7 protein-coding genes and 3 pseudogenes are annotated in these 12613 nt (G+C 56.1%); all 10 read right to left on the reverse strand.

The window, feature by feature from the left end:
* Nucleotides 1–2: 2 nt before the first annotated feature.
* Nucleotides 3–1058 (reverse strand): annotated as a pseudogene (locus NZK35_RS34945) (M56 family metallopeptidase); the annotation flags it as partial.
* Nucleotides 1055–1456 carry a BlaI/MecI/CopY family transcriptional regulator gene (locus tag NZK35_RS18990; RefSeq protein ID WP_259634104.1) on the reverse strand — a complete coding sequence of 134 codons (402 nt, stop codon included), beginning with the start codon at nucleotides 1454–1456 and terminating at the stop codon, nucleotides 1055–1057. The pseudogene NZK35_RS34945 and the gene NZK35_RS18990, both read right to left, overlap by 4 nt.
* A gap of 129 nt (nucleotides 1457–1585) precedes the next feature.
* Nucleotides 1586–1990, reverse strand: coding sequence for an RNA polymerase sigma factor (locus NZK35_RS18995; protein WP_259634105.1), 405 nt, complete (start codon nucleotides 1988–1990; stop codon nucleotides 1586–1588).
* A 287-nt stretch (nucleotides 1991–2277) separates the two neighbouring features.
* Nucleotides 2278–4350, reverse strand: a pseudogene (locus NZK35_RS19000) (sulfatase-like hydrolase/transferase).
* A 134-nt stretch (nucleotides 4351–4484) separates the two neighbouring features.
* Nucleotides 4485–5888, reverse strand: coding sequence for a Gfo/Idh/MocA family protein (locus NZK35_RS19005; protein ID WP_259634106.1), 1404 nt, complete (start codon nucleotides 5886–5888; stop codon nucleotides 4485–4487).
* A 58-nt stretch (nucleotides 5889–5946) separates the two neighbouring features.
* Entirely contained in the window at nucleotides 5947–7347 is a 1401-nt protein-coding gene (locus NZK35_RS19010) for a sulfatase-like hydrolase/transferase (protein ID WP_259634107.1), read from the reverse strand.
* Nucleotides 7348–7491: 144 nt separating this feature from the next.
* A complete protein-coding gene (locus NZK35_RS34725) occupies nucleotides 7492–10896 on the reverse strand; it encodes a family 43 glycosylhydrolase (RefSeq protein WP_323379646.1) in 3405 nt (1134 codons plus the stop codon).
* A gap of 102 nt (nucleotides 10897–10998) precedes the next feature.
* Entirely contained in the window at nucleotides 10999–11394 is a 396-nt protein-coding gene (locus NZK35_RS19025; protein ID WP_259634110.1) for a hypothetical protein, read from the reverse strand.
* A gap of 51 nt (nucleotides 11395–11445) precedes the next feature.
* Nucleotides 11446–11722 (reverse strand): annotated as a pseudogene (locus NZK35_RS19030) (sulfatase-like hydrolase/transferase); the annotation flags it as partial.
* A 38-nt stretch (nucleotides 11723–11760) separates the two neighbouring features.
* On the reverse strand, nucleotides 11761–12613 hold an 853-nt coding region (locus tag NZK35_RS19035; RefSeq protein WP_259634108.1), incomplete at its 5' end, for an aldose epimerase family protein.

Genomic DNA, 12613 nt, shown 5'->3' on the forward strand with positions numbered 1-12613 from the left:
GACTCGAATTGCGAACCGTCAGTTCCCGTCGCGGTTGCTGCGATGGCTCCGGTTGGGTTAGCCGCCACACACAATTCAGCCATTCGCAACATGGCTCCGGCGTAGTCCATCGGTCCATGCCCGGTTGAAACCACCAGATCGTCGCAGCACACTTCGCGCTGGCGACTGATCCGCCGACTTAGATACCAGACGGCCGGGTGAAAAAAGAAAAACGATTCAATGGTGCGTTGAAGCAAAGTCACTAGCAAGTCATAACGTCGAATGTGTGCCAGCTCATGGCTGATGATTGTGGAGAACTGATCCGGAGTAAGTCCCGTAATGATCGAAGCTGGTAGCAACACCATCGGTCGCACGACACCGATGACGGTCGGCACGGCAACTCTTTCGCATAACGCGACGACGGGCACAATTCGCAGTCCAACACGATGTGCTTGATCGACCACGATGTTGAACAAATTCGCATCATCAATCGGCTGCGAGGTCGATCTCAATCGATGCCCGCCCCAGACGGCAAGCGTTAGTCGAATGAGAAACACCACGACTCCAAGCAGGTAAGTCGCGACAATCGCCGGCGCAAGACTCGGCAGCCAAGCATGTTGGTTTCGAGCGACGAGTGCGGAGCCGATGCGGTGGGCCTCGGTTGTTGCCGGCGAGCCTACGGTTACTTGAGACTCTTCCGGTACGGCAGTTATCGTGGATTGGACCGTCGAGTTATCCGGAATTTCATACGCTCCGGTCGACTGTGCTGCAGGTGGACGGTTGATTTCTGACGGAAAAGACCCCGAATCGTTTGATACACCTGCACTCGCGACGGTAACGGCTTGCATCGACTCGGGGAGGTCCACAATACTCAACGTCAAAAGAAAGCACACCGGCAAACTGACCAACGCGACCAAGTGCAAAAGGTATCGAGAACTTGCCGATGCTCCACGCGCCATCCAATCCAGACCCAGCGCAACCAAGCCAACCAACACACCTTGCCAGAGAAAATGGGCGAGCGAAAGAGCGAAGACATGTGTCCAATTTCCGTCAAGCCAATGATGCCAGAAACCATTCATTGCTGTTTCTCCCGCATCTTCTGATTAAACGCACGACGCAGCCGCTTCAGGGACTCCGGGTCAAGTTCCGACACGTCAAACAAATTCAGCAGAACTGCTTCGGCCGACCCATCAAAGACACGATCAACCAAATCGCCAAGCATCTTTTTCGACACCGACGCCTCGGAAACCAACGGCTCGAATCGAAACGCCTTTCCCTCGACTGGATCAAGCTGCGTCAACTGGCTTTTCGCGACCATCTTCTGCAGAGTCGTGATCACAGACGTATGCGCCAAGTGTCGGCAGTGCGCCGCCAGTGCCTCTCGAATCTCACGGGCGGTTTTTGGAGAATCGCACCACAAGACTTTAAGAATTCGAAGCTCAAGCTCGGTAGGTTGAGTAGGCGTAAGCGGAGGCATGGCTGATTCCGGGGGTGGCTTGCATATCTATAGCAATAGAAATTGTAGCGCCAGGAACAGCGGTGCGCCAATCGCTATTTCTACGGCGATAGAGATATGGGGCGTATTGTGTTCATTGGTTGGCTTAGTTCATGGGTAAACCTGGCGGCGATATTCCCAGTTGATCAGCGATTCCGTTTCGGGATCGGGTTGCCGATGCCGCGCCAATAACTCTTGGACCGATGAGCCACCCGCCGCCCGGTCTTTCGCTCCACGAGTGAGCGCATTGACGATGGCATTGCGTGTGACTCGGGCCAGCCAATGACGAAATCGCGTCGACTCGTCTCGCTTTTCCCAGTCACCAATTGCCGAAGCCACTGCCAACAAGACTTGCTGAGCCAGATCCTGGGCATCGGCGGCTTGCATGCCCCGCTTCGCTGCTGTCCGAACGATCACTGGCCGATAGATCGCGACAAACTGCTCCCACGCAACCCGATTGTCCGGGTCTTTGACCTGAATGATCAGGCTTTCGCGTGTTTCGGGGAACTGTGTCATACGGAGCCGTCAACTGCTGTGGGAAATCAAAATTTTACCCGACAGCAGTTAAACACACGGTTTCTGTATCCTTACACGAAAATTCCAAAAAGAGAGAGTTTCGCGCTGGTGCCGATGATTCGAACAATCCGAGCATGCGACAAAATCCGCAATCCTTCACGACATAGTCGAGGTTATCTGACGTTCACGCTGTCTCTAGTCCGTACGACCGGCAGAACCGATATTGGTCATCGGTTGCATGGTGTTTTCTGTTAAGTGGATTGTGGTTAGCAGGCTGCAATGTGATCTCAGTTCATCGACCAAACGGTCGTTGCACCAACATTCTCTGCTCGGATCATCAGGGTGTAAGGATGATCGCCCACGGCGAGGATGCGTTTGGTGCTGGTCGCTTCACCGCCGCTGGGCAGATCAATCGCGTGTGCTTCGTGCAACCGCATGAAACACGCCGATTCGGTTTGCACGTTGACTGTGTTCGCCCCTTTGTTGGCGATCGCGAAGACACCTCGAACTTCGTAAACACCGGCGGACGGTGCGACGAACGTCAGCTTTCCTTGATTGTTACGGATCACATCGCCCGCGACGGGCTGCGATTCGCCTCGTGGTGCCGGAACATACGAAACGTTGTCGGGCAGGTCCGACCGGGAAACCTGAAAGCCCGGCGATGCGTTTTGCGATGCGGGAATCACTGCGTCGTCATAAGGTCGCACGGCTGAATCATTCGTGCTGCGAAGTTGCAGCACTTTCGCCTTCATTCGCCGCTGCAACTGCTTCATCGCTTCGGACGATCCCGCCAGATCATTCGCTTCATCGACGTCGGCCTCCACGTCGTAGATTTCAAAGTCATCCTCGGCGGATTGAATGTTGTAGCGAACACCTTTGTAAGACTTGCCATCGCCTGCCGTCATCCGGATCACTTGCATTTCTTTGCGAGGTGTGGATCGTCGCGATGGCAGGAAGTCTTCGTAGTCCGGGGTCTTACTGCCGTTGAGGTATTCGATGTAAACGAGGCTTTCGGGTTGCTTGCCCTTTCCCGTCAGCGTGGGTAACAGCGACACGCCATCGCATCGTGCTGGTGCGGGGACGTCGGCGACATCACACAACGTCGCCATCCAGTCATGGAACTGAGACGGTGTGTTGTCGATTCGGTTGGCGGCAACCTTGCCCTTCCACCAAACCAGCGTCGGCATCCGAATGCCGCCTTCCCAGCAATCTCGTTTGGTTCCGTCGTACGGACCGTAGGACTGAAACGCTTGCGGCGTGTAACTGGACGATCCCCACGATTCGCCTTTGAAATAGGCTTCGTGGTGCGGCCCGTTGTCGTTGGTGAAAACGACGAGCGTGTTTTCGGCCAGACCGAGTTCTTCCAAAGTCTCGTTCAAATCACCGACGGCGGAATCAATCCGACGGACCATCGTCGCGAAACGCTTTTCCGCGTCCGACCAATCTTGGTCGGCATAGTCGGGATGAATGAAGGTGTCGACTTCGCCATCAGCTGTGTTGATCGCCGGTTGGTCAATCGAAGTTGGGTCGTTCCCGCCGGTCCATTGCAGCCCACCATCCGTTCCGCCGCCGTCGGGATACGGGATGGTCGGGATCTGTAGCGCCGCGTGCGGCGTGTCGTAGTTGAGCATCAAAAAGAACGGTTGATCGGGGCGGCTTTCAACATGTGTCTTCAAGAAATGTTTGGCTCGCGCGGTGAACAGGTCCGTCGTGTAACACTTCGACTACGAGTCACTAATTTCGCGGTCGCCTGACTCGTCCGAATGCCACAAGTCGGGCGTTCCTTGGTGTCCTTCGTTGGCCAGTTCCCACGGGTCGTTGGGATAGTGCAGATGCCCGGCGTAGTGGCTGACGTAGCCAAAAAACTCGTCGAACCCACGCTTGGTCGGATACGCGGGCCAATCGGCCGGCGTGCCGTTTTGTTGCTTCTCTTTCGGGCCGCCTTGCAAACCGTATTTGCCGATCATGCAAGTTCGGTAACCGGCTTCGCGGAGCACCGAACCGAGCGTGTGGTTGTCTTCAAGAGCTTTATCGAACTGATTGTTCCGCACCACCGCGTTGCCTTGATGAACGCCGGTTAACAGCGACGAACGGCTGGGAGCACACACCGGTGCGGGGCAGTAATGGGCTCGCATTTGCAAGCCGCCCGCGGCGAGTCGATCGAAGTGTGGGGTTTGGTGCGTTTTGTCGTGCTTGGATTCGTTCTGATAGAAGACGCCGAGATCGCCCCAGCCCAGATCGTCGGTAAAGACGAACACGATGTTGGGTTGGGACGCTTGAAGCGTTGATCCGAAACAGAGCAGCAGCGTGAGGCAAACCGCAGCGGAGAAACGGGTGATGTTGGTGTGGGATCGTGTCATGGATGTGGCTGGCTCAGGGGACGTGTTATTCTAAATTGCGGGGTTAACCAATGATGTAGCGGAACTCGTCAAAAGATTCGATCTCTGCCGACCAAAAGTCTCGACGACTTCCGCTAGCGAAATCAATTGGCGAATTACGACGGCAATTCCCAACCTTTGCGGCGTTCACGGCTGAGCAGCTGGTTGCCTTCGTCACAATTCGTGAAGCGTTCCGTTTTCGGATCCCACTTCAACTCCTCGCCAACCTTGCCGACGGCGCGGGCGATGTTCAACAAGTAGCAGATCGTCGTGCTGCGATGACCGAACTCGATGTCCGCGTTGGCCGTCTTGCGACTCTTCACGCAATCGGCAAAGTTTTGGATGTGCGGATTGTTCTGCGATCCTTTCAGCAAACCCGGATTCTCGTCGCTGGCCGTCAACTCTTTCGGGTTCGACGCAACCTTGTTGCGATTGATCTCGATTTTACCTTGCGTGCCTTCAAAGACCGCACCAAACGATGGGCCTTGATCGTTGGTCAAACCAAAATCAATCTCGGTTCCATTTTCGTAACGCATCACACAGCGACCGACTGGTCCGACGATCTCTTTGGGTTCGCCCGCCAGTGCTGCGGCCGGATCATCGTCGGTCGGGCGATGGAAGTCCGACATGCCAGTATCGAAATCACGAACGTTCTCCATCAACGTGATGCTGACCGGCCCGGTGTCACTGGTTCCCAAACCGTTTTGAATCTGGTCATACGCGTGAGCACCCCAACCGGTGACGCCGAAGCTGCGCCCGCCGCCGTCGTAGTCGACGTAGTTGATCCAGTTGTAAAACAGGTTGGCATTGTACTCGTGGAAATCGGCTTGGCCGGTCCACGTGTCCCACCACTTCGTGCCATCGGAACCTTCGGGCCCCTGGGAACCTTTGGGCATCGGATGTTTCGGCATGCCGCCGGGAATGGGAACCGGGCCGACAAAGTTCATCGTCTTGACCCGCCGAACGGTTCCGATCTTGCCGTCTTGAATCAAGCCGCAGGCCCAGTTGGTCATGGGGTTGGAACGTTGTTGCGTTCCAATTTGTGTGACGCGGTCGTGCTTGCGAGCGCACTGAACCATCTCGCGACCTTCGGCGATGGTCAGCGACATCGGCTTTTCGATGCACGCGTCCATCCCGGCAGCCATGGCATTGCAAGCGATCCAAGCCCGTTGGTGCGTGGCCGTTTCGATCATCACCGCATCGAGATTTTCCTTCTCGATCATTTCGCGGAACTCGGTGTAACGCTTCCAGGTCGCATCGGGGCTGACCGCAGCGGTAAACGTGTCCAACCGCGAAGGAAGGCAGTCACTTACTGACGCGATGTTAATCGTTGGCACATTCTTGAGTGTGTCAGTGGCGATACGCCGGCAGCGAGCCCCCAGCCCGATCAAACCAACATTGATCCGTTCACTGGGAGCGACCGCGCCGTCTTTGCCCAGTGCGCTCGCGGGAATGAACATCGGGGCTGCGATCGTGGCAGCGGTCGCTTTCAAGGCGTCTCGTCGATTCAAAGTGCTCATAGTTTTCCGTTGGGAACCACAGTCGTTCTGTATAGAAAGCGTTGTTAAAAAGTTGTCGTTAAAGGTTGGGGCCGTTGTCCGGCGGCATGGATTGATGCCAATCCAAAAGCGATTTGCTCAGGTCGGTGGCCACCTCGGGATGCTGACTCGCAACGTTTATCGACTCGGCTGAGTCGCCGCTCAAGTCGTACAGTTGCACGTCGCTGCCGTCGTATTCGCAAAGTAGTTTCCACTTGCCCGATCGGACGGCTAAATCTGGCAGGTCTTTGTCGTCGTAGAAGGCATCGCGGTCTGGAGGGCGGCGGAAAAAGATCGGTGCCTGACGTGATCCTCCTTCGCCGAGCAACGTGTCGACGAGAGGTTCGCCATCAAATGCGGCATCATCGGGAAACGGAGTGTTTGTCAGTTTCAGCAGAGTCGGGACGAGGTCGATGGCGGAGAACGCCGATTGCTTGTCGACGTGGTTTTGCTTCTTGACCATACCTGGCCCCCAAACGATCAGCGGCGAACGAATGCCGCCTTCGTAAAGCTGGGTCTTGAAACCGCGAAACGGTCCGGCTTCGCCAGCGCCTTGCGCAGGGCCGTTGTCGGAGCAAACAAGAATCAACGTGTTGTCACGAAGAGCCTCGTCGTCACGAATCCGATCGAACAGTTTGCCGAATTGCTGGTCCATTGACTCCAAGACGGACAAGTAAAGCCGTCGCTTGGAACCATCGCCCCACGTTTCCACCGGTGGCCAAAACGGTGCGTGAACATCATCGGGCCAAAGGTTGATGTAGAACGGTTTGCCAGCATCGGCCGCTTTGTCGATGAACGGCAATGCTGCGTCAACAAATCCGGTGGTGATCTCGCTGCGAAGCATCCAGCGATAGCCCTCGCCCAAGTTCTCGGCTTTGCCCCAAATTTTACCGGGCTCCTGCTGGCCTGGCTTTAGCGTCAGCGGCAACAACTTCGGCCCCATGCCTTCAAAGTTGGTCAACGATTCGTCGAACCCGTATTCGGTGATCGCGGGGGCTTCGTTGACGTCGCGCTGGCCGCCCATGTGCCACTTGCCGAAGTGTCCCGTTGCGTAACCGGCTTGCTGCAGCGATCGGGCCAGCATCGGTGCCGTCGGATCAAGCCACTGCGCCATGCCGCGGCGGTTGTTGTCCTTGCGGTTGTTTAAGAACGACGTGATCCGCCAACGCTGCGGATACTGGCCGGTGGAGATCGCGGTTCGTGAGGGCGAGCAGATCGGCGAGTTGACGTAGAATTGTTCAAAGCGGATGCCTTCGGTGGCCAGCCGGTCGATGTGCGGCGTATCAGCGTCGTCGTTGCCGAAGCACGAAAAGTCTCCCCATCCCATGTCGTCGATGAACACGAGAATGATGTTGGGTTGTTCCGCCGCGGTCGCATTGCTGGGCAACATCGCCGCGATCAGTGCGAGAAGTAGTAGATGGAATATTTTCAATCGAGTCATCGAGGCGGTCCGGTCGGGGGAGTGTTTGTCAGGAAGCATTTAGGGCAAAAAATGGGAGGGACGAAAGTGAAGGGGTTAGCGGACAACTCGGTTCTGAATTTTTTTGCCCGCAAATCTTTTTGCCCAATCTTCCGAGGTCCATCATCAAAACTCCTGAGCTTCGTCGGGGCCGGGGGTGGCGTAGGCGGGGTCTTTGGCGCGGATGTAGACTTCGCCGTTGTCGAGCATGCGAACATCCATCGGCACGATCGTGACGCCTTGTTCGTTGATCGTTTTGGCGTTGTCGCCGATGTCCGTGGTTTCAATGCCTTCGCGAGGAAGCGGCGGAACGTTGCCGTTGAAGAACGCGGTACACCACCACTTGCCATCCTTGGTTTGAAACGGCGTACCGTGGCCGATGAAGCGACCGGCGAACTTTCGCGGGCCGTACGGTCCGGTGATCTTGTCGGCGACACTGTAGTACAAATTGTAAGAACCTTGCCGCCCGCGGTCGGTCGACCATGCGGTGCCCAAGTGAACGTATTTGCCACCAACTTTGATCATTGTTGCACCTTCGTGGCCGATCCGGCGAATGTCCACGCCATCAGGCCCGGGACGTGTTCCCGACGGATCAATGCGAACGGTTTTGCCGATGTATTTCGTCAGGTCTTTGTTCAACGGGGCGACATAAGTGTTCCCCCAGAGCATCCATACTGATCCGTCATCGTCGGTGAACAATGACGGGTCATGCCGTTGGCCCATGTCGCCGTTCATCGGGTGTGTCCACGGACCTTGAAGTGTCTCGCCGGGCGACAACGCGAGGCTTGAAACTTGTTTCGGGCAATGAACCAACGCCCAACGCCCGCTCTCGCTCAGTTGCGGCATCCAGTGAACTTCGGGAGCCCAAATGCGCTGTGCGGATTTCCTTTTGCGTTTGTCACCTCGATAGATCGAATCGCCATCGAAGATCGCCCCGAGCGATTCCCATTCGATCAAATCCTGACTGCGATAGACGCGAACTTGATTGCCGACAATGCTCGCATCACCAAGTCCGATGTTGTAAGGATTAGTCTGCTCTCGCGGATCGCCTTCGTTGGGCTGAGTCCCGGTCAGGTAGTAATAACCATCCGGTGCCAGCGTGATGTAAGGATCGCGGATCCAACCTGATTTGATGTAAAGAGCCTTGTCGTGCGATTGCAGTCCAGCACGAATCGTCTCGGCATTCATAACCGGTTTCGGCTTGCGATCCGTTGGCACTTCGATGAAGGCCGACGGTTTGAACTGGTCCGCCATCGCGGCTTGTTTGTCGCTTTCGGTCGGCGGTTGATCATCGAACAATTGCTTTGAGATTTTGGCCAACTCGTCGGCTGGAATTTTGATGACCTTGCGATCGTAGGACATCAAGCCGTTGATCTCGCCTTCGACGTCTGTGGTCTGTGTGTAGACGCCCGCGGCAATGCCTTTGCTCTGTAACTCATCCAGCATCTTGATCGAAGTCTGATACCGCTGCTTGTACTCAGCTTCGTTCTTTGGCAATCCGCCGTAGCCCCAGTTCCGCGTGTTGGCATCCCACAGATGTCCCTGCGCGGGGAACCCGTGGCCGCCGAATTCGCCGACGACTTTGATGTAATCGTCGAAGCGGCCGTTGGTGTTCAGGTCGAACGGAAATCCGGGATGTGGGTATTGATGGTGGTCAACGATGTCACCGGCCGGCCAGAAATTGCCGCCGCTGGCCACATTGACTAAACGACTTGGGTCACGCTTGGATGTCCACTGTCCAACCTCTACTGTTTGATGCTGCCCCCAGGCTTCATTGAACGGAACCCAGCACACGATCGAAGGATGACTTTCCAACGAGCCGATCATCTCCTCGAGTTCGGCCATGTACTGCTGGTGCTGTTTGGGCGGCCACTTCGCGTCGACCGGATTCGGTTTCAGTCGCGTCCATTCGGGCCAGCCTTGATTGCGACCGACGCCGCCACTGACTTGGTCTTGCCAAACCATCATGCCCAGCCGATCACAGTGGTAGTAGTAACGACGCGGTTCGACCTTGATGTGTTTGCGGATCATGTTGAACCCGGCTTCTTTGAGCCACTCGATATCGAACAACATCGCTTCGTCCGATGGCGGCGTCAGCAAACCGTCGGGCCACCAACCTTGGTCGAGCGGTCCCCAATGAAAGATGGTCTCGCCGTTGAGCGTGAATCGCCAGTGACCATCGGCGCCTTTGACTTTGCCGACATCGCGGATACCAGCGTAGGTCGTGACTTGATCAAGTGCCTCGCCTGAATCACTGAGCAACGTGACGTCGATGTCGTAAAGATGCGGCGAATCTGGCGACCAGAGTTTGGCGTCGGGCACCGTGACGGTGATGGTGCCGGAGCCTGTTGATTCGGCGACCACGTTGTCGCCATCTTTGAGGACGACTTTGGCTTTGCCGCCAGTCGTTGCGATTGGCTTGACCGTGATACTGCCTGCCTTGGCGTCGGTGGAGACTTTGACGTCTTGCAGGTAGTTGGCGGGGACTTGTTCCATCCAAACGGTTTGCCAGATGCCTGACACCTGCGTGTACCAGATGCCACGAGCGTTCAAGACTTGCTTGCCGCGAAGTTGCCACGCTTCGGTGGCGTCTTCTACGCGAACGACCAATTTGTTTTCGCCATCTTGGATCGCATCGGTGACATCGAATGAAAACGGCGTGTTGCCGCCAATGTGTGTGCCCACGCTCTGGCCGTTGACGAACGCTTCGCAGCGATAATCGACGGCTTCAAAATGCAGCAACGATCGCTGATCGTCCGATTTCTTGGCGACGAACGTGCGGTGATACCAAAGGGCTTCGGTCGCATCGAGCAACCGCTTGACGCCGCCGAGTTTTGATTCCAAGCAGTAGGGCACAAGAATTTCGCCATCCCACTTTGTCGGTGCGTCGGCTTGCTCGATCGGAGTGACGGCGTAGTCCCAGTTGCCGTTCAGGTTCGTCCAGTTGTCGCGTTTCATTTGCGGACGCGGGTATTCAGTCCACGCGTTTTCGGCCGTGACCTCCGCGCCCCACTCGGTGATCAATTCGGACTCGAATGGTTTCGTGTTGCGCTGGCCGGGCGGCAACTTGGGCACGTGGTCGGCGTCAACCAAATGCACGTCGATGAACTGACCGCCCGTTTTTTGGATGCAACGAACGGCCATCACGTTCTTTCCCTCTTGGAGCACCGAGCGTTTGTTCTCTGGGATCGGCATCACTTCGTATTGCTTGGTGAATCCCTGTTTTTTGGCAATCAGTTTGCCATTGATGAAAACCTCGACGTCTTCATCGTGATGGATTAGCAGCGCTGGTTTGGCGGGCACCGAACCCAATTCAAACGATTTCCGCAACCAAATCTGCTTCGTCGCCCAGTTCGTCCCGACTCGTGACCCCGGCGTCGAACGAACGCCGAACCCGCCGGAACCTTCCTTCCATCCCGAGTCGTCAAAGTCAACCGCTCGCCACTCTTTGGCCGGACCACTGAGCTTGTATTTCCACGTGTCCACGATCTCTTGGGCGTCGAGAGTGGAGGTTAGGAAGATGAGGGGCAAAAAAATTGGGGGGCAAAAAAATAAGAGGGGTCGCATGGGGGATACTCGCTAAGCTGGGTGATGGTCGTGGGGAAGTATTAGAGGAAGTACGTTTCGGGTCGCTCATTCATCTTTTGCCCGTTCAATCTTCAATGCCCGAACCTTGTGACGGAGGACTTGTCCGTTGAAACGGTTGGGGGATGAGTAGTTGCCTGCGGAGGTTTGATCGTCGAAGCCAACGCTGAGGCGGTCGACTGGTTGAACTGGAATCAATCCGGGGGACTCGACGCTGATCGGCGAATCGCCGTTGATGGCCAGCGTCATCGTTTCGGCAGACAGCGTTGCGGTCAGTTCGATCTTTCCCGAGACAGCGACACCGGACTGCAAACGCTTGACTTGCCCGTTGACCCGAACATCCAATGCCGGTTTGCCGTCGACGAAGTGCAGTGCGTACCCGTGCTGCCTGCCGCCTTGTGCGATGGCGACGCCGTTTGGTGATGGGGATTGGACAACAATCATCGCGCAGTCGGCCAAGGTATCCCGGACCACGCTTCGGATTGGGTTTGCTGGTCGTGAAGTCGCCGATACCCGCCTGAGTCGGATACAGCCCTGTCATCAGCGATGCGCGACTGGGGCAGCATCGCGCCGAGTTGTAGACCTGAGTCATCCGCACGCCATTGGTCGCCAAAGCGTCGATGTTGGGAGTGTTGATCTCACCGCCGTAGCAACCCAAATCGGAATAGCCCAAGTCATCGGCAAGGATCACGATGATGTTGGGCTTGTCGGATGCTTGGGCCGTGGAGGCGAACAGCAATAAGCCGGCCAGTAGAGTTAGATGATTTTTCATATGGTTCACCCAGGGAGTTTTTGCCCATCTCCTACAGGTCATTTTGCTGAGAACTTGAAGATGGTTTGTGATTGAAGTGTTTGGCCCGGCTTGAGGATCGTTGAAGGAAAATTCGGTTGGTTGGGGCTATCGGGGAAGTGCTGGGTCTCCAAGCAAAAGCCGCCACGATAAACATAGGGCTTGCCCGCTTTGCCGGTTAAACGCCCGTCTAAGAAGTTGCCGCAATAGAATTGAACATCGGGTTCGGTCGTGTGAATTTCCATCACGCGTCCCGTCGTCGGTTCGTGGACCCGCGCGGCCAACGTGAGTTCGCCTTGCTGGTCGCCTTTGTCCAGCACCCAGTTGTGGTCGAAGCCACCACCGAATTTCAACTGTTCGTTGTCCTGGTCGATGTCGCGACCGATCGCTTTGTCGGTCGTGAAGTCGAACGGCGTTCCGGCCACGCCAGGCATCTCACCGGTGGGAATCAAACCCTCGTCAACGGGCGTGTAGCTCTTGGCGTTTAGCATTAGTTTGTGATCGAGAATCGTGCCTTCGCCTTCTCCCTTCAGGTTGAAATAAGTGTGTTGGGTCACGTTGACCGGTGTCGCTTTGTCGGTGGTGGCGTGGTAGTCAACAACCAGCGAATTGTCGGTTTTCAGCGTGTATGTGACTTTGAGCTTCAGATTGCCGGGGTAGCCTTCCTCTTTGTCTTTGGCAAGATACGAAAGGGCCAGAGACTTGTTTGGGTCGTAGTTCTCCACCGTCCAGACGACCTTGTCGAAGCCGATCGCACCACCGTGCAGGTGGTTTCCCCCATTGTTTTTCAACAGCGAATACGTTTCACCATTGAGTGTAAATTCGCCCTTTGCAATTCGGTTCCCGTAGCGACCGACGTAAGCGCCCGAGGAA

Origin of the sequence: Stieleria sedimenti (assembly GCF_025060895.1) — a bacterium.
Lineage (GTDB): Bacteria > Planctomycetota > Planctomycetia > Pirellulales > Pirellulaceae > Stieleria > Stieleria sedimenti.

Bases quoted from the DNA above. Each gene is read 5' to 3' on its own strand.
- NZK35_RS18995 (WP_259634105.1), bottom strand. From the start codon at position 1,990: ATGACACAGTTCCCCGAAACACGCGAAAGCCTGATCATTCAGGTCAAA.
- NZK35_RS19005 (WP_259634106.1), bottom strand. From the start codon at position 5,888: ATGAGCACTTTGAATCGACGAGACGCCTTGAAAGCGACCGCTGCCACG.
- NZK35_RS18990 (WP_259634104.1), bottom strand. From the start codon at position 1,456: ATGCCTCCGCTTACGCCTACTCAACCTACCGAGCTTGAGCTTCGAATT.
- NZK35_RS19025 (WP_259634110.1), bottom strand. From the start codon at position 11,394: ATGATTGTTGTCCAATCCCCATCACCAAACGGCGTCGCCATCGCACAA.
- NZK35_RS19010 (WP_259634107.1), bottom strand. From the start codon at position 7,347: ATGACTCGATTGAAAATATTCCATCTACTACTTCTCGCACTGATCGCG.